The organism is Janthinobacterium lyxosi, from assembly GCF_051380665.1.
Taxonomy (GTDB): domain Bacteria; phylum Pseudomonadota; class Gammaproteobacteria; order Burkholderiales; family Burkholderiaceae_D; genus Janthinobacterium.
Genome location: NZ_JBNYXM010000014.1, coordinates 24859 through 48159, shown reverse-complemented (window position 1 = coordinate 48159; position 23301 = coordinate 24859). Strand labels below are relative to the sequence as shown.

The following is a 23301-nucleotide window of genomic DNA, read 5'->3' as shown; positions in this document are numbered from 1 at the left end:
CCAGTGTTTTTTCATTCCAGAAGCATCAAGTAGTAAGCAAACCCAGGCAAGGATAGCGATGAAGAGCAGCAGCAAACAAGGATTGACCCCGCTGGCCGCCGCGCTGGCGCTGGCATTGGGCGGCGCGCATGGTCATGCTTGGGCGGCAGCGATGGCCGACAAGGCCGATGCGGTGCAGATGCCCGCCATCAGCGTCTTTGGCGACGCCATCAGCGCCGGCACGGCCGGGCGCTCGTACATCAACAGCGCCGACATCGAGCGCCAGCAGGCCGACAATGTCGCCTCGCTGCTCGACACCCTGCCCGGCGTGGACCTGGCCGGCACGGCCCGTCCCAGCGGCCAGAGCCTCAATATCTGGGGTTTCAATAAAGTACAGGATGTGAAAGTCATCCTCGATGGCGTGCCCAAGGGCTTTGAAAAATACCGCCAGGGCTCCATCTTCATCGAGCCGGAACTGATCAAGCAGATCGAGGTGAACAAGGGCGCGCATACCAGCCTGTATGGCAACGGCGGTTTCGGCGGCGTCATCACGGTCGAGACCAAGGATGCGCGAGACTTGCTGGAAGGCGGCGAGAACGTGGGCGCCATGCTGAAGTATTCGCGTCATTCGAACAATGGAGAAAATGACGCCACTGTAGCCGTGTATGGTCGCAGCGCAGATGGTCGCTTCGATGCGATGGCATTTACCACCCAGCGCAAGTCCGATGATTTGCGCAAACCCGATGGCAAGCCATTCCGCTTCTCCGCCATCGATGCGCCATCGAGCCTGGCCAAACTGAATATCCGGCTGACGCCGGAGCAGTTGCTGACCCTGACGGCGATGAAGAGCGGCAGCACGGGCTGGGGCCCGTTCGCCGCCATGGGCGAGGACGTGCCCACGCCAACCGAGGCGGACATCAAGAAGTACGGCCTGGAAGAAGCGTGGCAGCGCAAGGCCGTGTACCGCGACCAGAACGACGACACGGTTTCCGTGAAGTGGCAGTATGCGCCGCAAGACCATCCGTGGATCAAGCTGACGGCCAGCGCCGGCTATTCGCACACGGACCAGCATGACAAGCGCCTGCCATCGGCTTCGCTGGGTTCCTATCTTGGTTCGCTGGGCAACGAGAGCTGGGCTTCGTACGTGGACCGCATTGCCGAAGTGCGCAATGAAAGTGTGTTTAGCACGGGCGCCGTGTCGCACGTGCTGCAAACGGGCCTGCAGTGGCACAAGAACGTGCGCGATACCCTGATGTACCACCCGTCGTCGACGGCACTGAAGGACCCCAGCTACAACTACGGCTACTTCCAGCCCTACTACATGCCGGCCGGGCGCCAGGAAACCACGGGCCTGTATCTGCAGGATGCGATGACGTATGGCGACTTGACGGTGACGGCGGCGCTGCGCCACGACCGCGTCGTCTCCGAGGGGGTGCCGAACAAGGCATCTCGCTACAACAGCCCGCTGGCGGCGGCCGGCCACGACTTCAGCGAAAAGGCGCACCAAGACTGGTCGCCCCGCCTGGGCCTGTTCTGGAAGGCGTCGAGCAGCGTGGCGCTGTTCGGCGACTTGAGCCGCACCTGGCGCGCGCCGACGATCGACGAGATGTATTCGAACGAATACTATGTGTCGTCCAGGCTCGGTTCATCGACGCCGGGCACCAGCCGCGACCTGGCCGTCGAGCGTGTGACGGCCGTGCGCACGGGCGTCATGCTGCACCGCCAGAACGTGTTCATGGAGCGCGACGACATGCAGCTGCGCCTGACCGTATACCGCAACCGCGTCAGCGACAATATCGGCCCGCGCCTGGGCATTCTGATCGAAGGCTATGTACCGGGATCTGGCAAGGTGCCGCCAGCCTTGTCGTCCTACCGCAACCTGGCCGGTTTCCGCACGCAGGGCGTGGAGGTCGAGTCCTACTACAACTCGCCGCGCCTGTTTGCCAGCGCTTCGCTGTCGAAGCAGCGCGGCACGCGCACCGGTTCGCAGCGCGACCCGTGGGGCCACGACGAACCCGTGTCGACCATCGCGCCGGATAAACTGATGGCTGGCCTGGGCTGGCGCATGCCCGACCTTGGGGCCAGCGTCGGCTGGCAGGGCCGCTTCGTGGCGAAGCAGGACCGCGTCCTGCCGGTGGGGAATGTCTACCGCCTGCCACCGTCGAAAGGCTATGCGCTGCATACCTTGTTCGCGTCGTGGAATGGCAAGCAAGGCATCTGGAGCGGCACAGAAGTGCGCCTGACGGTCGATAACGTCTTCAACCGCAACTACATGCCGTATCTGAGTGAAGCGGTGACGGGCGTGGGACGCAACGCGAAGCTGAGCGTGTCGCGCAAGTTCTAGCGCAAGACCAGCGCCTTGACCGTTTCCCAGGCCGTGCTGCCCGAATGCGTGGCGCGTACCTGGTTGCGTCCCCCTTCCTTGGCCACGTACAGGGCGCGGTCGGCGGCGACGAACAGCGCTTCGCGGTCGTCCAGCTGGTGCGGGTAGATGGTCGCCACGCCGATGCTGACGGTGATCCACGGCGAGGTGATCGATCTCGGGTGCGGCAGTTGCAGTGCCTCGATGTGCGTGCGGATGGCTACGGCCAGGTGCAGGGCGCTTTCGGCGTCCGTGTCGGCGAACAGCAGGACGAATTCCTCGCCGCCGTAGCGGGCCGCCAGGTCGCCCGGGCGGGCGGCATGCGAGGCGATGGCTTGCGCCACCTGCTGCAGGCAGCTGTCGCCGGCCGGATGGCCCAGGCTGTCGTTGTACAGCTTGAAGTGGTCGACGTCGAGCACCACCAGCGACAGGGCGCCGCTGCCGCGTACGGCGCGTTGCCACTCTTTTTCCAGGAAGCTGTCGAAATGCCGGCGGTTGGCGATTTTCGTCAGCGGGTCGAGGTAGGCGGCGCGTTGCAGGGCGTCTTCCGACTGCTTGTGGTGCGTGATATCGTGCAGCAGGCCGATATACAGGGGCTGGCGCAGATACATGGGCGTGAGCGTCAGGTCCATGCACAGCGCAGCGCCGTTGCGGTGGCGGATCGTCACTTCGCGCGTGCCGTGCTTGTGCGCCGTCTCCGGATTGGCCGCGTACATGGCGAAGTAATCGAGGTATTCCTGCGTCACCAGGGGACTGAGCAGTTCAGCGATCGAGCGTCCGGCCAATTCATTTTCGCGATAGCCCAGGTACTGGTCGCAGGCGGGATTGGTGTACTGGATGCGCCCGTCCGCCTCGATGATCAGCAAGCCCTCGGCCATGTTGTTGACGATGGTGCGCAGGCGCTCGGTCTGTTCCTGCTGGTTTTCATTGTTGCTGCGGATGTGCAGCTGGGCGCGAACGCGCGCGCACACTTCAGCCATGCGCAGCGGCTTGCTGATGTAGTCGACGGCGCCGCAGTCGAAGCCGGCCACCACGTCTTCCGTCTCCGTCTTGGCGCTCATGAAGATAACGGGAATGCGCTGCGTCAGCGGGTGCTGCTTGAGGCGGCGGCAGGTTTCGATGCCATCCATGTCCGGCATCAGCACGTCGAGCAGGATCAGGTCGGGATGGGCGCGCTGGGCGATCGCCAGGGCCCGTTCGCCGGACGTGGCGACATAGGTTTGATAGCCTTGTTCACTCATCAGCTTGCGCAGCAGCTCAAGGTTGGCCGGCGCATCATCGACAATCAAAATGGCGGCTTCATGCCGCTGGGAATGCCCCACACTGCCTGGACTCATTGCTTCCGGCCTTCTCGGATGTACTCTGCGATGCCAGCATTTGCTGCACTTTCGGTGATGCTGACTGGGTTCAAATCGGATACAGCGGTTAAATCATACCGCCTTGTCAATTTATTTGGTGGAAAAATCGATGCTGCGCGAGAAGTGGAAATATTATTTTTATACTATCTTTGGGAATAAATACACGCAGTTACTATCGTGAAGGCGGGTTTTAGGCGGAGAGACGCGTGCCCGTCGGTGCTGGGGCAGCAGTGACACGCCCCGCAGCAGCGGGGCGTGAAGAGGCGAGTTACATTTTTGCGGCGATCAGCTTGCCCAGGATGGCGATGCCTACACGGATGCGTTCCGGCGGCACCGTCACGAATGACAGGCGCAGGGTGTGCGTTTCCGGCGTGTTCGCATAGAACGGCGCGCCCGGCACGAAGGCGACCTTGTTGGCGATGGCTTCATCGAGCAATTTCATGGCGTCGATGTGTTTCGGCAAGGTGACCCAGATGAACATGCCGCCTTCCGGTTTGGTCCAGGTGACGCCGGCCGGGAAGTGCTCTTCCAGCGCCGACAGCATGGCCTGGCACTGGTTGCCGTACAGGCTGCGGATGCTGGGGATATGCCGGTCCAGGAAGCCATCCTTGATCACTTCATGCACGACCATCTGCGTCAGCTGCGAAGTGTGCAGGTCGGCCGCCTGCTTGGCCAGTTCCAGACGGCGCACCAGCGGCATCGGCGCCACCACGTAGCCGAGGCGGATGCCGGGCGTGAGCACCTTGGAGAATGAGCCCATGTAGATCACGCCGTCCGGATTCATGTTGATCATCTTCGGATATGGCTCGCCGCTGTAGCTCAGGGCGCCGTACGGATCATCCTCGATCAGGGGCAGGCCGTGGCGGGCGCAGGTTTCCACCAGTTCCACGCGGCGCGCCACGGACAGGCTGCGGCCCGTCGGGTTCTGGAAGTTCGGCAGCGCGTACAAGAGGCGCGCGCCATCGGCGACGGGGTCGATCGACGACGGCACCAGGCCCTCGTCATCGGTATCGACGGAAACGAATTCGGGACGGTAGACGGAAAACGCCTGCAGGGCGCCCAGGTAGCTGGGGGTTTCCACCAGCACGCGGCTGCCTTCGTCGATCAGGACCTTGCCCAGCAAGTCCAGCGCCTGCTGCGAGCCGGACGTCATCAACACTTGTTCCGGCAGGATGGTGCTGCCATGGCTGGACAGCGAGTCGGCGATCCACTGGCGCAGCGGCAGATAGCCATCGGTCGGGCCGTATTGCAGGGCGACCTTGCCATTGTTCGACAGGACCTTGTCGAAGGCGGTCTTCATTTCTTCCACGGGGAAGGTGGCGGGCGAGGGCAGGCCGCCGGCAAACGAGATGATCTCGGGACGCTGCGTGATCTTCAGGATTTCGCGGATGAACGAGCTTTGCAGCTGTTCCGCACGTTCGGCAAAGCGCCATTGGATCGGATTCGGATTTTCAATTTTCATACGAGTCTCACAGAAGATGCCGAGCTGCGCCGGCTGGATTTGTTGGCCCGCTTGTGGCGGTGCGTGCGCAAGCGGCGCCGGATAGGCGTCGCCATGGTGCTGCGGTATTGTACGGCTTGCACGCCGCGCTGCCCATCCGCACGCGCAAGGGCGTTGCAAACGGGCGTCAAGCCGGCCTATTTCAGCTTGCGTCCGATGGCTACCACGGCGATCACGGCGCCGGCAAACAGCAGGCTTTCACCCGTCAATGGCTCGTGCAGCAGCACGGCGGCGCCTACCAGCGTGAGGAAAGGCTGCAGCAACTGCGTCTGTCCCACACGCGCCACGCCGCCCAGCGCCATGCCCCGGTACCAGAAAAAGAAGCCGATAAACATGGAAAACACGGAGATGTATGCAAAGCCCAGCCAGGCCGCGCCGCTGGCCTGCGCCATCAGTGCGCGCTGCGGCCAGGCGTCCCACAGCACCACGGGCAGCGCGAAGGGCACGGCCAGCAGCAGCGCCCAGGAAATTACGTGCTGGCCGGGCATGGCTTGCGCCAGGCGTCCACCTTCGGCATAGCCGAGTGCAGCCAGCAGCACGGCGGCAAACATCAGCCAGTCGGCCATGTGGAAGCTGCCGCCGCCCTGGCGCAGCGCAAACGCCACCACCAGTGCCGTGCCGAGCAGGGCCATCAGCCAGAATCCCGGCGATGGGCGTTCCTTGCCGCGCAGCACGGCAAACACGGCGGTGGCCAGTGGCAAAATTCCCACCAGCACGGCGCCGTGCGAGGCGGGCAGGCTGCGCATGGCGATCGACGTCAGCCAGGGAAAGCCCAGCACGCAGCCCAGCGACACGAGCGCCAGCGGCAGCCATTGTTCGCGCCGCGGCAACGGTGCGCGCTGCTGCCATAGCCATAGGCCGGCCAGGCTGGCAGCCACCAGGGCGCGGCCCAGGGCGACAAAGGTGGGATCGAGTTCGGCCACCGCCAGGCGCGTAAAGGGCAGGGTCAGGCTGAAGAGGGCGACTGCGATCAGGCCCAGCAGCAGGCCCTTGCGGTCATCGCTGAGGCGGGGCGGGTGGCTGGTAGAGGCGGCGGTGCTCGTGTGTGAAGGCATGGGTTTCCTGGTGCGTGCGGTAAGGGAAAGGTATGGATTTTGTGTGATCCATGCTGCTATCCTAGGCGTGAATAGCAGTACAGTACAAGTACACTTCCACGCATAATTTCACATACTGTCATGGTCAAATGAGTAATACACTTCCTTTGCTGTCGCGCGCCTCGGGCGAAACCCTGATCGACCAGATCGCGCGCTCGCTGGCGGCGCGCATCGACGACAAGCTGCTGCGCGGCGGCGCGCGCATGCCTTCGATCCGCCAGTGCGCCGCCAGCTTGAGCGTGTCGTGCGCCACGGTGGTGGCCAGCTACGACAAGCTGGTGGCGCGCGGCTACCTCGAATCGCGGCGCGGCGCCGGCTTTTTCGTGCGCGAGCGCTCGCCGTTGAACACGCCGGCGCCACCGGCTGGCGTGCAGGATGCGGCGGCGCAGACTATGGACGTGGTCTGGCTGATCCGAAACATGTTCCGCCGGACGCCGGCCATCCCCGCGCCCGGCTCCGGCATGCTGCCAGCCGAGTGGCTCGACGGCGACCTGGTGGCGCGCGCCTTGCGCGACGTCAGCCGCCAGCCCGGCAATTTTCTGCTGGGCTATGGCACGCCGCAGGGTTTCCTGCCGCTGCGCCAGCAGTTGCAGCTGAAACTGGCGGGGCTGGAAATCGCCTGTCCGCCCGAGCAGATCGTCACCACGGTGGGCGTGATGCAGGCGCTGGACCTGGTGGCGCGCGAGTTTGCCCGCCCCGGCGAGACCATTTTCGTCGACGATCCTGCGTATTGGCTGATGTTCGGTGCCTTTGCCGCCATGGGCATGAACGTCATCGGCATCCCGCGCTTGAAAGACGGCCCCGATATCGCCGTGCTGGCCGAGCTGGCGGCCTTGCACCGTCCCAAGCTGTACGTGATCAATTCGGTGCTGCACAACCCCAGCTCGACGTCGCTGTCGGCGGCCAAGGCTTTCCAGGTGCTGCGCCTGGCCGAACAGCACGACTTCCTGCTCGTCGAGGATGATATTTACTGCGACATGCACCCGGGCGGCGCGGTGCAGCCGGCCACGCGCCTGGCTGCGCTGGACCAGCTGCGCCGCGTGATTTACCTGGGCGGCTTTTCCAAGAGCCTGGCGGCGAACCTGCGCGTGGGCTTCATCGCCACGTCGCCGGAGCGGGCGCAGCGCCTGGCTGACCGCAAGATGCTCGCCACGCTCACCACCAGCGACATCGGCGAACGCGTGGTGTATAAAATCCTCTCGCAGGGGCTGTACCGCAAGCATGCGGAGCGCCTGCGCACGCGGCTCGACAGGGTGCGCGAGGGCACGTACCGCAAGGTCGAACAGGCGGGTTTGCGCTTTGATCCTGCGTCGGCCGGCATGTTCGTGTGGGCGGACGCGGGCTGCGACACGAATCTGCTGGCCGAAAAGGCGCTGGCCGAGGGGCTGGTACTGGCGCCGGGCAGCCTGTTTTCGCCGCGCCAGCTGCCGTCCACCCGCATGCGCCTGAACCTGGCCACGGTGCAGGACGAGCGGGTATGGGCGTTTTTCGCCCGCGCACTGGGGTAAACTGAACATTGCAGGACATTCGACAGTGGCTCTTGAAATTGCTTGTACCATCCCCAACTCCGTAGAATCCGTCCTATCCACAAGACTATGAGGTAAAAATGGCTGTCTCCGAAAAGCAAACCCTGGGTTTTCAGACCGAAGTGAAGCAAATGCTGCACCTGATGATCCATTCCCTGTACTCGAACAAGGAAATCTTCCTGCGCGAATTGATCTCGAACGCGTCCGACGCGGCCGACAAATTGCGCTTCGAAGCGATCGATAACGACGCCCTGTATGGCAACGATCACGAATTGAAGATCAAGGTCAGCTTCGACAAGGATGCGCGCACCATCACCATTTCCGACAACGGCATCGGCATGACCCGTGACGAGGCGATCTCGCACCTGGGCACCATCGCCAAGTCGGGCACCAAGGAATTCTTCGGCAAGCTGTCGGGCGACCAGCAGCAGGACGCGGCCCTGATCGGCCAGTTCGGCGTGGGCTTCTATTCCGGCTTCATCGTCGCCGACAAGATCACCGTTGAAACGCGCCGCGCCGGCGTGGACGCTGCCGAAGGCGTACGCTGGGAATCGGCCGGCGAAGGCGATTACAGTATCGAAAGCATCGAAAAAACGGGCCGCGGCACGGACATCATCCTGCACCTGCGCGAAGGCGAGGACGAATTGCTGTCGAGCTGGAAGATCAAGTCCATCATCCGCAAATACTCGGACCATATCTCGCTGCCGATCGTGATGCAGAAGGAAGAGTGGGACGACGAGAAAAAAGAAACCGTCCTGAAAGACGAATTCGAAACCGTCAACCAGGCCAGCGCCCTGTGGGCCCGCAACAAGGCCGACATCACGCCGGAACAGTACGACGAGTTCTACAAGCACGTCTCGCACGACTTCCAGTCGCCTTTGAGCCACACGCATAACCGCGTGGAAGGTCGCAGCGAATACACGCAACTGCTGTACATCCCGGCCAAGGCGCCGTTCGATATGTGGGACCGCAACAAGCGCGGCGGCATCAAGCTGTACGTCAAGCGGGTCTTCATCATGGACGATGCCGAGCAGCTGATGCCGACCTACCTGCGCTTCGTGCGCGGGGTGATCGACTCGGCCGACCTGTCGCTGAACGTATCGCGTGAAATCCTGCAGGAGTCGCGCGACGTCAAGGTGATCCGCGAAGGCTCGACCAAGCGCGTGCTGGGCATGCTGGAAGAACTGGCGAACGCGGACGAGCAGGACAAGAAGGACAAGTACGCCGTCTTCTGGAAGGAATTCGGCCAGGTGCTGAAAGAAGGCATCGGCGAAGACGCGGCCAACAAGGAGCGCCTGGCCAAGCTGCTGCGCTTTGCCTCGACGGCCAACGACAGCGACGAGCAAATCACCTCGTTCGCCGACTACGTGGCGCGCATGAAGGAAGGCCAGGACAAGATTTATTACGTCACGGCCGATAATTACGCGGCCGCCAAGAACAGCCCGCACCTGGAAATCTTCCGCAAGAAGGGCGTCGAAGTGCTGCTGCTGACGGACCGCGTTGATGAATGGATGCTGTCCTTCCTGCAGGATTTCGAAGGCAAGGAACTGGTCTCCGTTGCCAAGGGCGGCCTGGACCTGGGCGCGCTGGAAGACGAAGCGGAAAAGAAAGAGCACGAAGAAACGGAAACTTCGTACGCCGACCTGGTGGGCAAGATGAAGACCGTGCTGGCCGACAAGGCCAAGGATGTGCGCGTGACGTTCCGTCTGACCGATTCGCCAGCTTGCCTGGTGGCCGATGAAAACGAATTGTCGGGCAACCTGCTGCGCATGCTGAAGGCGGCAGGTCAGAGCGCGCCGGAATCGAAGCCGATTCTGGAAATCAACCCGAACCACCCGCTGGTGACGCGTCTGAAATATGAAGACGCGCAAGGCGGCAAGTTCGGCGACTGGGCCAACATCCTGTTCGACCAGGCCATGCTGGCCGAAGGCGGTTCGCTGGCCGATCCTGCCAGTTTCGTCAAGCGCCTCAACGAATTGCTGCTCAATTCGGCGAAGTAAACGCCTCGCTGCAAACGTCAGCAAGCCGGCCCTTTCTTCGTGAAAGGGCCGGCTTTTTCTTTAAGGAGCATCATGAAAATCCGCCTGATGGCCGGCCTGGGCGCGCATGCGCTGGGCTGCCTGCTGTTTATTGTGTTGAGCTGGCTGGGTTTTTTCCTGTACACGCAGCTGTTTGGCAGCCTCGGCTCGCGCGGCGTGGCCGGTGGCCTGGCCCTGCTGCTGGTGTTTTACGTGTATGCGGGCACGAATTTGTTGCTGGCGCTGCTGCCGCCCTGCAGGGTGAAACTGCTGCTGTGCGCCCTGCTGGGCGCGGCGGTGCTCGCGTATCTGCTGCCCCAGCATCCGCTACGGGCGATTTACTTCAGCGTGCTGTCGGGCGGCTTGAGCTGGCTGGCCGTGCTGGCCAGCGCGCGCCTAATTGACCGCCTGCGGGGCTGACAGGCCGTTGAGAAAGGCGGCGACCGCATCGGCTGCCGCTGCCGGCGCCGCCTGCAGCAGCATGTGCGGCGCGTCGATGTCGACCAGTTGCGTGCCTGGTGCCAGGCGCAGGATTTGCAAGGCGTTTGCCGGCGGCACCAGGCGGTCGTGGCGGGCGCGCAGATACAGCACGGGCAGGCTGCCGCGCCCGAAGCTGCGCGAGGTGTCTGTTTCCAGCACGGCGCGTAGGCGCTGGCGCAGCACGCTGGGTGGCACCTGCGCCAGCGCCTCCGCCAGTTCCGCCTGCAGAGGCGGCGTGGAGCAGGGTGCCAGCAGCGCCTGGCGCAGGGCGAAACCGGGCAGGGTGCCAAAGGGGACGAATTGCAGCAGGTGGCGCAGCGGCGCCAGCATCGGGCGCGGATTGCGCACGAACGAACAGCACAGGATAAGCGCACGCATGCCGGGTGGCGGATTGGCGCGCAAAGCTGCCCCCAGCGGGCCGGAAAACGATTCGGCCAGCACGACGAAAGGGCCGCCCTGCGGCAAGCGTTCGCGCACGAATGCTTGCAGCGCCGCGTAATCGAGTGGCGCGGCCGGATAGGCGATGGCCTGGGTCTCGATGGCGGTCTGTGCGCGCAAGGCGGCGTCAAAACGCTGGAAGAGCCGTGCCGTGCCGTCCATGCCGGGCAGCAGGACAAGCAGGGGCGAGGCGTGGGTTGGTGTCGTCATTGCGGCCATCATAACAGCCGCGCCGGCACGCATGCGGTCCGTCAGTCGCACCGCATGGGTGCCGGCGCCATGCTAGAATCCCCGGCGCGTCATGCGTGGCCGGAATCGTGGCCAAATCCCCGACAGACAGAATCATGCATATCATTTTTTCGAATTACCGCACCCTGGGCGTCTTGCTGGCAGCGGCCTGCGTCCTTTCCCAGCCTGCCCGTGCCACGGCGGCGCCCTCGGCGCCGGCCGGGAAAAGCCTGTCCTCCTTGCTGGCCGGCGGTCCCTTGCCGCGCCTGAGCGACGATGCGCTGGTGCGCGCGGCCCTGTTCGATTTCTTCGGTTACGCGCGTGGCAGCTACACGGAAGACGATGAATTGCTGCTGGCGCAGGCGCTTGAAGCGATCAGCGAAAAGCGCGACGCCACGCGTACCGTGCTGGCCGATGGCCGCCAGTTGCTGGCGTCGATGAATGACCGCAAGCAGGGCCGGGAACGGGGCGCCATGCTGCTCGACAAGCGCGGTGCCATCATCGCCTTTGGCCTGGTCAACGGACATTGCCACCTGGAGGGCCAGCCGCTGGCGAAAGTCTGCAATCCCGATCCGAATACGGTACTGACGGTGTTCCATCGCAAGGGTATGCTGGTCGGCGAAGCGGCGCCCTTGCTGGCCTGGGCCCGGCAATTGCCGCCCATGCTGGCGCTGATCGCGGGCGACAAGGAAGCGGGTGCCGATGGGCAGAAGATCGCCAGTGTCGAATATGTGCTGGCGCAGCCGGCCCTGCCGGGCTGGAACCGCGCCCAGTTGCCGCCTGCGTATCCACCGGCGCTCTTGCCGCTGCTGCTCGATAAATCCACGGTGCTGACGTCGGCCGGCGCCGGCGTGTTTGCCTATCCACTCACACTGAAGGGCACGAAACAGAATAATGTGCTGGACCATGCCGAAGGCCGCCCGCCGCGCGACCTGGAAGTGGCGCTGCGCAGCTATGCCAGTTTCGACACGGTGGTGGAACGCTATCGCCAGCTGGCCAAGGGGGCCAGGCTGCAGCGCAATGAACGCACGGCTTACCTCGATGGCAACATGGGGCAGGGCAGCTACCGCGTCTACATCCGCAACACGGGCGCGGACGGCGTGATGATCGACGTGGCATTGTGGCAGCGCAAGCTGGCGGCCGGCCGCTAGATTCAATAAAAGCGCGCCTTTTCGTAGCCCCGCGCTGCCAATTGCGCCTTGATCTCTTCATCGCGCTTTCTTTTCCCCGTCGCCAGGGTCAGCTTGTTTAGTGTTGCCGGCAAGCCGCCAACCAGCAGCGCATCGATGTCGAGCTGCGTCAGGTACACGGCCAGATTGCCGAGCGCCGGCAGGACCGCGACGCCGTGCAGCCGCTCCAGGGTCTTGCAGTTGCGCAGGATCAGCCACGCCAGCGCGGGATTTTCACCCAGCCGAATTTCTTTTACCTTGATCTGGTCTTCCACCGACAAGCGCTGCAGGCGGGGAAAACGGCCGATGTCGCCCAGGTCTTCCAATCCCCGCACGCGCACTACTTCCAGGTCTTCCAGCAGCGGCGCCGCAACGTGGGCGATCGACGCACGTCCGCCCAGGATGAAGCGCAGCTTCTTCAAGGCCGGCATGGCGCCGATGAAGTCCACGTCATCCTTGCTCTTGACTTGCGACAGCGATAGCTGCGCCAGCGCGGGCAGGGCCGTGATGGCGGCGATGTTTTTCACGTGGCCCGTCGTGTGCAGCTGCGCCAGTTGCGGCCAGTGCCGTAGCGGCGCCAGGTCGATGTTCGCCTTGCGTGTCTCGCCCAGGCTCAGGTATTCCAGTGCGCGCAGATTCTCCAGCGCCAGGATGTCGTGTTCCAGCATCTCGTAGACGCCCAGCTGCAATCGCTTCAGGTGCCGCAGTTCACCCAGGGTCGCCAGGTTGACGGCACTGGTGTGGCAGTCCAGCGCGAGGTTGGCAACATGCGGCAGCGCGCGCAGGATGGCGGCGTCGAATGGCGTGAAGTGGTAGCCGTAGAAGCCGATTTCCATCGCCTCGCGGCACCTGGCCGCCAGCGCATCGGGGTCCGCCAGCAGCGGTTCCGGTGCAAAGTGTTCGCCGAATTGCACGATCACTTTGCAGTCGGCGGCGATGGCGGCGCACAGGGCGGCGGTATCGATGCTTGTTGGGTTGTGGATGCGCTGCGGCTGCCTTGCTTGCGTCATGGTCACAGTCCGATGGGGTAGTCCACCTGCCTGGGGGGCGGGCAGCCTTCCGGCCCCGGGAACGTCTGCTTGCCCGTGTCATCGTAGCGCTTGCCGCAATCGACGAGCACGCGTTTGCGGAAGGTGAAAATGCTGGCCACCTTGCCGTTTGGGTGGTAGCAGATATTGTCGCCATCGCGGTCGGCCGAAGCGTAGCTGATGATCGACTGGCCGTTGACCGTGCGCGTGCTGTGGCCGCTGCGCGGCTCCGTGCATTTGAGCTGGCCGCTTTCATAATAGGCGTTGACGACGGAGGTGTCGGCGGCGCGGTCCACCAGCAGTTCGTCCTTGCGCTTGCCATTCGGGTAGTTCGAATAGCCTTCCTGGCGCTGACCGTACTGGAAGGCGTAGTAATACTGCGGCTTGCCGTCCGGGTAGTACATGTGGTGGTACTCGCACACATCGTCGCGTGTGCTGCCGTACTCTTTGAAGGTGCAGCGGTGGATGTCATTGAGCAGCTGGCCGTCTTCGTAGTATTCGCGCAGGTGGGTGAGCAGGCGTCCCTGGTCGATGATGGCCAGGCGTTCCGGCTTGCCGTTCGGGTAGTAGCGCGCATCCAGGCCCTGCTTCTTGCCGTTGTCCCACAGTGTATCGAGGCGCAGGATCTTGCCGCTGTCGTCGAATGCCTGTTCGCGCCCATCGAGCTGGCCGTTGCGGTAGGTGGCCGTGTAGATAACGTATTCCTTGCCGGCCGGACCCAGATAGCGCGTGCGACTGCCATCGAGCACGCCCGCCTGGTAATGGTCGCGCACGCGCAGCGCGCCCCTGGCGTCCGTGTCGACCGCCTCGCCCTGCTTCTTGCCTTTCACGAAAGTGACGCTTTGCGTGACCTTGTCCTTGAGCTTGAGCTTCCACGGCCCGTCGCGCAAGCCGTCGATGAAGCTGCCGTCGCCGTCTTCCGTGATCCACGGCCCGTGGCGCGTGCCGTTCACGTAAATGCCGCGCGTTTGCAGCTTGCCTCCCATGCGGCGCTCGTGCGGGCCGTTCAGCTGGCCGCCCGCGTAGGTATCGAAACCCGTCACTTCCTCTTCATCGGCATAGTTGACGACCGTCCAGCGGCCTTCGCGCTTGCCGGCCCGGTAGGCGCCACTTTCGCTCTGCTTGGGATAATCGAAGTGCCACAGGCCTTCTTGCAGGCCGTTGATGAAATTGCCTTTTTCGCTGCCCTCGTGCATGCCCTCGCGTACCCACAGTCCCTGGCGCTTGCCCTTGGCGTACTGGCCCCGCTCGACCACCGAACCGTCGTCCCAGGCCAGGCTGTAGAGGACGGACGGGCCGTCTTCGCTGCCAGTGAATTGCCGCGGCGTCGTTTCCCACGTCACTTGCCACAGGCGGTAATTGGGCAGGATGCCGGCGCCTGCATCGCTGTACAGGGTGTAGCTGGCGGTCAGGAAGCGCTCGCCTTTCTTCTGGAAGGTTTTCTTGTAGGTGATGGCGTCCTTGCTGCCAGCCGCCACCGGCTTGCCGTCATCGCTGTAGTAGCCGACGATGGTGCCTTGCGTATGGTCGATGGCGTCGAAATCGGCATTGCCGCTCTTGCCCCGCGGGACGCTGTAATCCATCGGCGCCAGTTTCGCCAGCGCCGCCTTGACCTGCCCCGCATTGGGGGCGGCGCTTTGCGCCACGATGCGGTTCAGGGCCGGCTGGAGGCCGTCCAGGCGGCGGTACTTGCCGGAGCTGCGATGGTAGCGGTAGGCGCGCAGGCCGTTCTTGTCACCCTGGCGTAACAGCACCAGCATGGTTTGCACGCTGGTGTCCGACTCCTGGTCCAGCGATGCGTAGAAGATGGAGCGGATGACGGCGTTGCCGAACTGGTCGAGCAGCAAGGGTTTCGCGGTGCTGCTCTTGCATTCGCAGTAGTAGCCGTTGACGCCCTCTTTTTCCTTGAGGAAGGCGACGTCCAGGCCGCTGTCCTGCGAGGCAGTGATGGCGGGATGGGCGAGGCTCTTGCCTTCGTAGAAGGGCGCGCCGTGGGCGAGGGCGGAGCAGAGGAGCAGGGGCAGAAGCAGACGTTTCATCGTGAGGCTGGCGCCGGGGCGCCGCAATGGAAAGGCCACGATTCTGCCTGTGTTCTCTGACGCGGGCAAATGTGCGCGCGCGTATCGTGTGCGGTGCGCGCCCTGCCGTTCAGGGCTGGTGCGCGGCGCAAAAATCCAGCAGCAGCTGCTCGCCGTCCGGCCAGGGGCCGTAGCCGGCATCGCCGTTGATATGGCCGGCGTCGCCGATCATGGTCAGTTCGCTGCCCCAGGCGGCGGCAAACGCGCGTGCCCGCGCGAAGCTGACGTAGGGATCATCGCCGCTGGCCACCACCAGGCTGGGAAAGGGCAAGGCTTGCAGCGGCATGGGTGCAAAGCCCGTCGTGCCGGCGGGATAGGAGGGCGCTTCCACATCGCTGGGGGCGACCAGGAAGGCGCCGGCGATCTTGTGCGGCGAGCCGCTGGCCGCCCAATGGGCGACGAGGGCGCAGGCCAGGCTGTGCGCGGCCAGCACGGGCGGGCGCTCGCAGGCGGCGATGGCGCGGTCGAGTTCCATTACCCACTCGTCCTTGTCCGGCGTCTGCCATTCCCCATGCGGCACGCGCGACCACTGCGGGTGGCGCGCTTCCCAATGGGTTTGCCAGTGCTGCGGCCCGGAATTCCACAGGCCGGCCAGGGTCAGAACGAGAGGCGACATCATTTCTCCTTGTGAAATGCCCGACAAAATCGTAGCGAGCGGCAGTGGATTGTGGCCGAGACGCGCAGCTGTGCGCATGCACAGTGAGCATCGCAGGCCGCAAGGCGCGCCGCGCAGTAGATTTGGTCTGGCATTTTTATAGTTCGGTGCGTAGGGCGAATAGCTCCGGGAACAATACCACGTCGAGCATCTTGCGCAAATAGCTCACGCCCGCCGTGCCGCCCGTGCCCGTCTTGAAGCCGATGATGCGCTCGACCGTCGTCACATGGCGGAAGCGCCAGAAGCGGAAGGCCGTCTCCAGGTCCACCAGCTTTTCGGCCAGCTCGTACAAGGCCCAGTGTTTCGACGGGTCGCGGTAGACTTCCAGCCAGGCCGCTTTTACCGAGGCGTCGGAGGCGGTCGGCAGAGTCCAGTCGGCGTCCAGGCGCTCGGGGGCGATGTGCAGGCCGCTGCGCGCCAGCAGCTTGACGGCTTCATCGTAGACGGACGGCGTGCGCAGGGCCGCGTCGAGCACCTTGTAGGTTTCTGGCGCCGTCGTATGCACGTTGAGCAGGGCGGCGTTCTTGTTCCCCAGGATGAATTCGATCTCGCGGTACTGGAAGGACTGGAAGCCGGACGAGGCGCCCAGGTAGGGACGGATGGCCGTGTATTCGGGCGGCGTCATGGTGGCCAGCACGTCCCACGCATGCACCAGCTGGTCCATGATGCGCGCCACGCGGGCCAGCATCTTGAAGGCGGGCGCAAGATCCCCGCTTTGCAGGTTGGCGCGCACGGCGTGCATTTCGTGCAGCATCAGCTTCATCCACAATTCGCTGGTCTGGTGCTGCACGATGAATAGCATTTCGTTGTGGTTCGGCGACAGCGGATGCTGGGCCGTCAGGATGCGGTCCAGCGCCAGGTAGTTGCCATAGCTCATAGATTCGCTGAAATCCATCTGCGCGCCATGCCACTGCGCCTCCTGGTCGCCGGCATGCATGGGGCAGCCGCTGGTGTTTTCCTTGTTCATATTCTTTTCGTCGCTCATGGGAGGGTCAGGTCACAGCGTCGCGCTTGGCGGCGATGTCGTAGGCTTGGGTGTCGAGGATGTCGCGCAGGATTTCCACGGCATCCCACACGTCGGCAAAGCTCGTGTACAGGGGCGTGAAGCCGAAGCGCATGATGGCCGGCTCGCGGTAGTCGCCGATGACGCCGCGCGCGATCAGCGCCTGCATCACGGCATAGCCGTGCGGATGCGTGAAGCTGACCTGGCTGCCGCGCCGCGCATGCTCGCGCGGCGTGACGAGGCCCAGCGGATGGTCAGCGCAGCGCTGCTCCACCAGGGCGATGAACAGGTCCGTCAGGGCCAGCGACTTGCGGCGGATGGCTTCCATGCTCGTTTGCGCAAAAATCTCCAGGCCGCATTCGACCAGGGCCAGTGACAGGATGGGCTGCGTACCGCACAGGGCACGCGCGATGCCGTCAGCGGGCGTGTAGCCCGGGTCCATGGCGAACGGCGTGGCGTGGCCCCACCAGCCGGACAAAGGCTGGCGGAAGCGCGCCTGGTGTTTTTCCGGCACCCAGATGAAGGCGGGCGAGCCGGGGCCGCCATTCAGGTATTTGTAGGTGCAGCCGACGGCCAGGTCGGCGCCGGCGCCATTCAGGTCCAGCGGCACAGCGCCGGCCGAATGGGCCAGGTCCCACAGCGCCAGAGCGCCCTGCGCGTGGCAATGGCTGCTGACGGCAGCCATGTCGTGCTGGTAGCCGGTGCGGTAGTTGACGTGCGTGAGCATGGCGACGGCGCAATCGGCAGCGATGGCTTGCGCCAGTTCCTCGGGACTGTCGACCAGGCGCAACTGGTAGCCGCGGTCGAGCCAGGCGGCCAGGCCTTGCGCCATGTACAGGTCGGTGGGGAAGTTGCTGCGTTCGCTGACGATGATTCTGCGCGCGGCATGCGCGGGATCGCTGGCCTGCATCTGCAGGGCGGCGGCCAGCGCCTTGAACAGGTTGACGGAGGTGGTGTCGGTGATGACCACTTCGCCCGTGCCGGCGCCCAGCAGCGGGGCCAGGCGGTCACCCAGGCGCTTGGGCAAGTCGAACCAGCCAGCCGTATTCCAGCTGCGGATCAGGTCCGTGCCCCATTCGGCCGTGATGACGTGCTGGGCACGGGCCAGGGCCGCTTTCGGCCGGGCACCCAGGGAATTGCCATCGAGGTAAATTACGCCTTGTGGCAAGTCGAATTGCTGGCGCAGGGGCGCCAGGGGATCATCGAGATCGCGCGCGCTGCAGTCATGTCGAGAAATCATGGTGGCTTTCATGTTAATTCTTGTCTTAATGGCACGATATTGTTTGAGGTCTAAAGTATTGTGCGGGAGCAGGCAGTGTAGCAAATCCCCGCCAAAAAGCGGAATTTCCGCGCCGGACGGGGGACGGAAAGTACCTCCCTGCTGGGCGTCAACGAAAAAAATCACACTTTTAAAAATATTTTCAAATCGCCCTAAAGTTCTGCGATTCGCCGCCGTCAACAATTACATGAACGGTGTCAAACCGCTCAAAAAGAACGCGGGACTTTATATATTTTTCGAAAAAGCCCTAAAGTTCCTGCCAAGGCAGCCGTTATCTAGGTAAGCAGACTTGATTTTGGTCAAGTTGTTGTAAAAAAGTGATATTTTTTACAGGCTTGAAGTCGGGTAAATCCCGCCTCGCGCCCACCTTCCACATCCGCGCCGTTACTGGCGTGCGACCATGATCGAGCAGTGTTTGTCAGACAAACACCTACGGTCCTGCCCGCCATTTCCCGACCAAAAATACAGTCCTTCGCCTCTGTTGCGTTTGATGTTGCTCCTGCAGAATGTATCTCACTGGCAACAAACAATGCCAGCTGAATTCAACGGATTGAGGAGATGGAAATGACTGCTAACGACATGATGGCTGAGATTCGCGACGCTAACCTGAGCTACCTGATGCTGGCTCAGCAAATGATTCGTGCGGACAAGGTAACGGCCATCTTCCGTTTGGGCATAGCCGCCGAAATCGCCGAATTGATCGAAGGCATGAGCAATGCGCAAATCCTGAAGCTCGCAGGCGGCAACATGATGCTGGCCCGCTTCCGCTTCGACGACAGCGCCATCCTGGGCATGTTGACGAACTACAATAAAGACCGCTCGCTGGCCCAGTCGCATGCCGCTATCCTGATGGCCGGCCAGGGCGTCGAAGAAATCGCTTAAGTTTTTAAATTAGTACTCGTCAGTCGCGGAGTAGTCAGCATGGCCAAGAAAAGTGTCGTATCGGAAGCGCAAGAAATCCAGCTGGCCATCGAGTTGATACAGCTGGGCGCGCGCCTGCAACTGCTGGAGACCGAAGTCTCGCTGTCGCGCGAACGCCTGCTGAATCTGTACAAGGAATTGAAAGGCGTCTCGCCGCCCAAGGGCATGCTGCCCTTTTCCACCGACTGGTTCCTCACCTGGCAGCCGAATATCCATTCCTCGCTGTTCATCAATATCCACAAATTCCTCGTCGACCACGCCGGCGCCACCGGTATCGAAGCCGTGATGAAGGCGTATAAGCTGTATCTGGAGCAAATGCCGCCAGAGGCCGGTGAAGAGCCGCAGCTGTCGCTGACGCGGGCCTGGACCCTGGTGCGCTTTTTCAGCAGCAAGATGCTGAACATGGCGCCTTGCGGCAAGTGCGGCGGCAAGTTTGTCGTCAACTGCCTCGACCTGAATGCCGATTATGTCTGCGGCCTGTGTCACATGCCTTCGCGTGCAGGCAAGACCAAGAAGGCGCGCGATGAAGCGGCCGCAGTCGCGTCGCCGAGTGTGACCGCCTGATACTGCCCCCGCATCGTTCAAGCCGGAGCCGGTCGCCAGACCGGACTCCGGCTTTTTCATAGTGCTTTCGCTTACACTGGCGTTTTCCTTCGATGACTGTCTCATGCTGCAACAAATCCTGCGCGCCCCCGCGCTCAAGGCCATCCTGATCCAGGTGCTGGCCTTTCCCTTGATGTTGCTATTGGTATATGGCCTGGCGCGTGCGGGCGTGGTCATGTCGTTGCCGGTCGTCGCCTTGCTGCAGGGCGTGCTGGTGGCGCTCATTACCTGGCGCGCGGGCCTGGCGCGCTGGTGGTGCGCCATCGGCCTGCTGTTTGCGCCTGCGCTGCTGGCGGCCAGCTTGTTGCACTGGCCCCCGGTCGTGTTCCTGGCGGCCTTTGTTTTCCTGCTGAGCCTGTATTGGTCCACGTTTCGCACGCAAGTGCCGTTTTATCCGTCGGGGCCGCGCGTATGGCATGCGGTCGCCGAGCTGATTGCGCACCGTCCCGGCGTGCGCCTGATCGATATCGGCAGCGGCTTGGGCGGCCTGGTGCTGGACCTGGCGCGGCGCCGGCCCGATGGGCAGTTTTACGGCATCGAACTGGCGCCGCTGCCGTGGCTGGCAAGCCGCCTGCGCGCGCGGCTGTCGGGGAGCCGCGCGCGCTTCCTGCGCGGCGACTACGAAGCGCTCGATTTCAGCCGCTACGACGCGGTCTTTGCTTACCTGTCGCCAGCGGCGATGGCGGCCCTGTGGAGCAAGGCGGAAAGGGAGATGTTGCCCGGTAGCATGCTTCTTAGTTACGAATTCCAGATTGCGGCACGCGAACCCGATAAGACCATCGCCGCCACAGAGGGTGGCCCTTTGCTTTACATATGGTGCTTTTAAGCAATTGTCTGCGTTATTTGCTTGCCCGGAGGGCGATCTCACGTTATTGTAGTTCCACACGGCATTTTCTCGGAATTGCATTGAAAAGCGGCGCATTTCAATTAACTTTCGGTTACTTTTTTTTTGCCGCTGCCTTCGTCGGCGGCGCAGCCGCCGGAGGGCAGGAACGGGTTTGAACATGCCGGGCACACAGCCCCGGCCTTTATTGGGAGTCAGGGCACTTTGTTAGTCATAATCGGATACATCATCGTCTGCGCCTCGGTCTTTGGCGGCTTCGCAATGGCAGGCGGCCATCTGGCGGCGCTGTTCCAGCCGATAGAATTGCTGATGATCGGTGGCGCCGCCCTGGGCGCCTTCCTTGTTGGTAACAATAACAAGGCCATCAAGGCGACGATTGCGGCCTTGCCCAGCCTGTTCAAAGGTTCGCGCTATACCAAAGAGCTGTACATGGAACTGATGTCGCTGCTGTTCGAAGTGCTCAGCAAAGTGCGCAAGGAAGGTTTGATGTCGATCGAAGGCGATATCGACAAGCCCGAAGAGAGCCCCCTGTTTTCCAAGTATCCGGCCGTGCTGGCCGATCACCACATCGTCGAATTCATGACCGATTACCTGCGCCTGATGGTATCGGGCAATATGGATGCCTTCCAGATCGAAAACCTGATGGATAACGAGATCGAGACGCACCATCACGAAGGCGCCGTGCCGGCCCACGTGATTGCCAAGGTGGGTGACGGCTTGCCCGCTTTCGGTATCGTCGCCGCCGTCATGGGCGTGGTGCACACGATGGAATCGGTGGGCATACCCCCAGCCGAGCTGGGCATGTTGATCGCGCACGCGCTGGTCGGCACTTTCCTCGGCATCTTGCTGGCGTATGGTTTCGTGGGTCCCCTGGCCAGCCTGCTGGAGCAGAAGCTGGACGAGTCGAGCAAGATGTTCCAGTGCGTGAAAGTAACCCTGCTGGCCAGCCTGAACGGGTATGCGCCGGCGCTGGCCGTGGAGTTCGGCCGCAAGGTCCTGTTCTCGACCGAGCGTCCGACGTTCAACGAGCTGGAAGACCATATCAAGAAATCGAAAACGAAGTAAGCAGTGAACATACGCCTGGACACCATGAGTCATTTGCAGCACACGGAAGGGGGACGCCATGGCCGATGAAGGCATGCGCCCGATTATCGTCAAGCGTATCAAGAAGACGGCTGGCGGCCACCATGGCGGGGCGTGGAAAATCGCCTACGCCGACTTTGTCACGGCCATGATGGCCTTCTTCCTGCTGATGTGGCTGTTGGGTTCCACGTCGAAGGGCGACTTGAACGGCATTTCCGAATTCTTCAAGACACCCCTGAAAGTGGCGATGGCGGGCGGTTCCGGCAGCGGCGAGAGCAATTCCGTGATCCAGGGCGGCGGCCAGGACCTGTCGCGCCACGATGGACAAGTGCGCAAGGCGCAGGAAGAGCCGCAGCGCAAGTCGTTTGACCTCAATTCCGCCAAGGCCGCGCTCGAACGTGAGGAAGGCCGGCGCCTGGAGGTGCTCAAGGCGCGCATTGAGGCGACCATCGATGCCAATCCCCTGCTGAAAAAATACAAGAACCAGTTGCTGCTCGATATCACCAGCGAAGGCTTGCGCATCCAGATCGTCGACGAGCAGAATCGTCCGATGTTTGCGCTTGCCAATGCGAATCTGCAACCATATACCAAGGAAATCCTGCATGCCATCGGCTTCGTGCTCAATGAAGTACCGAACCGCATCGGCCTGTCCGGGCACACGGATTCGACGCCCTACATGAGCGATGCCGGCTACAGTAACTGGGAATTGTCGGCTGACCGCGCGAATGCGTCGCGGCGCGAACTGGTGATTGGCGGCATGAAGGAAGAAAAAGTATTGCGCGTGGTGGGACTGGGCTCGGCCGCCCACCTGGACAAGCTCGATCCCTTCAATCCGATCAACCGGCGTATCAGCATCATCGTCATGAACAAACGCACGGAAGAAAATGTTCTGCGCGATGGGTCGGCGATAGAGCTGCCGGTGACCGATGCCGCTTCCGCCGCTGTCGCTTCAGGGCTGGTGGCCGGTGCGCCGCCCGCGGCGGCGCCAGCTCCCAGCCCGGCAGCGGCAAAAAAATAACACGCAAGGCTGTCAACGCGTGGTGTAGTGAAACAATGAGACCTTTATGACAAGAAAGAAAATACTTGGCTCGCATGTAAAACGTCTGCTGTCTGGCGTGTCGGACCATGGCCGCAAGCACTTGACGGAGGTGGAAACCGACCTGGTGCAGACCGGCATCTTGCTGGAAGAGGCGATCGAAAAGCTGTCCTTCAATTTCATGGCGATACACGCAGCCGTCGCTGCGCAGCAAGATACCATCGCCATGCTGCTCGAAGGTGGTATTCCGGCCGAGCAGCAGCGGGAAAAACTGCTGGCATTGCAGGGCGAAGTAGGGGGCTACGTGAATGCCGCCATCACCAGCCTGCAGTTCCAGGACATGACCAGTCAGCTGATCGAGCGCACCTTGAAGCGCGTGACGGGCTTGCGCGAGTTCCTCGGTACCCTAGGCTCGCATGGCGCGGAGATGTTGCCGGAGAGCGACAATGAAGAAATTGTCGCCTTGCTGGGACGGGTCAGCATGGCGCTGGCGATTCAAAGCCTGGAGTTGCGCAGCGTGCTGCGCAAGGCTGTCAGTCAACAGCATTTGGAAAGTGGCGACATCGAGCTGTTCTAGCATGCCAGTGTGGAACGCTTGCGGTTGCATGGATTGATTAA

Annotated in this window: 20 protein-coding genes; 11 read left to right on the top strand and 9 right to left on the bottom strand. The window is 62.7% G+C overall.

What is annotated here, in order from left to right:
* Nucleotides 1-58 precede the first annotated feature (58 nt).
* A complete protein-coding gene (locus tag ACQ4WP_RS16600) occupies nt 59-2323 on the top strand; it encodes a TonB-dependent hemoglobin/transferrin/lactoferrin family receptor (protein ID WP_436522473.1) in 2265 nt (754 codons plus the stop codon).
* Here the strand turns inward: ACQ4WP_RS16600 and ACQ4WP_RS16595 are convergent.
* The 3 genes from ACQ4WP_RS16595 to ACQ4WP_RS16585 form a co-directional block, all read right to left on the bottom strand.
* On the bottom strand, nt 2320-3678 hold the full coding sequence (locus tag ACQ4WP_RS16595) for a diguanylate cyclase domain-containing protein (RefSeq protein ID WP_436522471.1): 1359 nt from the start codon (nt 3676-3678) through the stop codon (nt 2320-2322). The two genes, ACQ4WP_RS16600 and ACQ4WP_RS16595, sit on opposite strands and share 4 nt — an antisense overlap.
* A gap of 289 nt (nt 3679-3967) precedes the next feature.
* Entirely contained in the window at nt 3968-5161 is a 1194-nt protein-coding gene (locus ACQ4WP_RS16590) for an aminotransferase-like domain-containing protein (protein WP_436522469.1), read from the bottom strand.
* Between the two features lie 176 nt (nt 5162-5337).
* Entirely contained in the window at nt 5338-6255 is a 918-nt protein-coding gene (locus ACQ4WP_RS16585) for a DMT family transporter (RefSeq protein ID WP_436522467.1), read from the bottom strand.
* 128 nt (nt 6256-6383) lie between these two features.
* Here ACQ4WP_RS16585 and ACQ4WP_RS16580 point away from each other — a divergent pair, with 128 nt between their 5' ends.
* The 3 genes from ACQ4WP_RS16580 (at nt 6384) to ACQ4WP_RS16570 (ending at nt 10258) form a co-directional block, all read left to right on the top strand.
* A complete protein-coding gene (locus ACQ4WP_RS16580; protein ID WP_436522465.1) occupies nt 6384-7802 on the top strand; it encodes an aminotransferase-like domain-containing protein in 1419 nt (472 codons plus the stop codon).
* Nucleotides 7803-7900: 98 nt separating this feature from the next.
* Complete coding sequence (htpG, locus tag ACQ4WP_RS16575; protein ID WP_436522463.1) at nt 7901-9820, top strand: molecular chaperone HtpG; 1920 nt, start codon at nt 7901-7903, stop codon at nt 9818-9820.
* 72 nt (nt 9821-9892) lie between these two features.
* On the top strand, nt 9893-10258 hold the full coding sequence (locus ACQ4WP_RS16570; protein ID WP_436522461.1) for a hypothetical protein: 366 nt from the start codon (nt 9893-9895) through the stop codon (nt 10256-10258).
* On the opposite strand, the gene ACQ4WP_RS16565 is transcribed toward ACQ4WP_RS16570, so the two are convergent.
* Nucleotides 10235-10966 carry an alpha/beta fold hydrolase gene (locus ACQ4WP_RS16565; RefSeq protein WP_436522459.1) on the bottom strand — a complete coding sequence of 244 codons (732 nt, stop codon included), beginning with the start codon at nt 10964-10966 and terminating at the stop codon, nt 10235-10237. The genes ACQ4WP_RS16570 and ACQ4WP_RS16565 overlap by 24 nt on opposite strands.
* Nucleotides 10967-11100: 134 nt before the next feature.
* On the opposite strand from ACQ4WP_RS16565, the gene ACQ4WP_RS16560 reads away from it, so the two are divergent.
* On the top strand, nt 11101-12135 hold the full coding sequence (locus ACQ4WP_RS16560; RefSeq protein WP_436522457.1) for a hypothetical protein: 1035 nt from the start codon (nt 11101-11103) through the stop codon (nt 12133-12135).
* Nucleotides 12136-12137: 2 nt separating this feature from the next.
* Here ACQ4WP_RS16560 and ACQ4WP_RS16555 read toward each other — a convergent pair whose 3' ends face one another.
* From ACQ4WP_RS16555 to kynU, 5 genes are all read right to left on the bottom strand, one after another.
* Nucleotides 12138-13163 carry a leucine-rich repeat domain-containing protein gene (locus tag ACQ4WP_RS16555; RefSeq protein WP_436522455.1) on the bottom strand — a complete coding sequence of 342 codons (1026 nt, stop codon included), beginning with the start codon at nt 13161-13163 and terminating at the stop codon, nt 12138-12140.
* A gap of 2 nt (nt 13164-13165) precedes the next feature.
* Complete coding sequence (locus tag ACQ4WP_RS16550) at nt 13166-15220, bottom strand: toxin-antitoxin system YwqK family antitoxin (protein ID WP_436522453.1); 2055 nt, start codon at nt 15218-15220, stop codon at nt 13166-13168.
* 109 nt (nt 15221-15329) lie between these two features.
* Nucleotides 15330-15875, bottom strand: a complete 546-nt coding sequence (locus ACQ4WP_RS16545) for an RBBP9/YdeN family alpha/beta hydrolase (RefSeq protein ID WP_436522451.1) — start codon at nt 15873-15875, stop codon at nt 15330-15332.
* A 136-nt stretch (nt 15876-16011) separates the two neighbouring features.
* Entirely contained in the window at nt 16012-16899 is an 888-nt protein-coding gene (gene kynA, locus ACQ4WP_RS16540) for a tryptophan 2,3-dioxygenase (RefSeq protein ID WP_436522449.1), read from the bottom strand.
* Nucleotides 16900-16906: 7 nt separating this feature from the next.
* Nucleotides 16907-18157: a kynureninase gene (gene kynU, locus ACQ4WP_RS16535; protein ID WP_436522447.1), complete on the bottom strand. Its 1251-nt coding sequence runs from the start codon at nt 18155-18157 to the stop codon at nt 16907-16909.
* Between the two features lie 603 nt (nt 18158-18760).
* Between kynU and flhD the strand changes: the two genes are divergently transcribed.
* From flhD to ACQ4WP_RS16505, 6 genes are all read left to right on the top strand, one after another.
* Complete coding sequence (flhD, locus tag ACQ4WP_RS16530; RefSeq protein ID WP_034758381.1) at nt 18761-19078, top strand: flagellar transcriptional regulator FlhD; 318 nt, start codon at nt 18761-18763, stop codon at nt 19076-19078.
* 39 nt (nt 19079-19117) lie between these two features.
* Nucleotides 19118-19681, top strand: a complete 564-nt coding sequence (gene flhC, locus ACQ4WP_RS16525) for a flagellar transcriptional regulator FlhC (protein ID WP_436510287.1) — start codon at nt 19118-19120, stop codon at nt 19679-19681.
* Nucleotides 19682-19784: 103 nt separating this feature from the next.
* Nucleotides 19785-20546, top strand: a complete 762-nt coding sequence (locus tag ACQ4WP_RS16520) for an SAM-dependent methyltransferase (RefSeq protein WP_436522445.1) — start codon at nt 19785-19787, stop codon at nt 20544-20546.
* A gap of 222 nt (nt 20547-20768) precedes the next feature.
* Nucleotides 20769-21629: a flagellar motor stator protein MotA gene (gene motA, locus ACQ4WP_RS16515; RefSeq protein ID WP_436522443.1), complete on the top strand. Its 861-nt coding sequence runs from the start codon at nt 20769-20771 to the stop codon at nt 21627-21629.
* Between the two features lie 58 nt (nt 21630-21687).
* Complete coding sequence (gene motB, locus ACQ4WP_RS16510; RefSeq protein ID WP_436522441.1) at nt 21688-22665, top strand: flagellar motor protein MotB; 978 nt, start codon at nt 21688-21690, stop codon at nt 22663-22665.
* 46 nt (nt 22666-22711) lie between these two features.
* Nucleotides 22712-23260, top strand: a complete 549-nt coding sequence (locus ACQ4WP_RS16505; RefSeq protein ID WP_436522440.1) for a chemotaxis protein — start codon at nt 22712-22714, stop codon at nt 23258-23260.
* Nucleotides 23261-23301 lie beyond the last annotated feature (41 nt).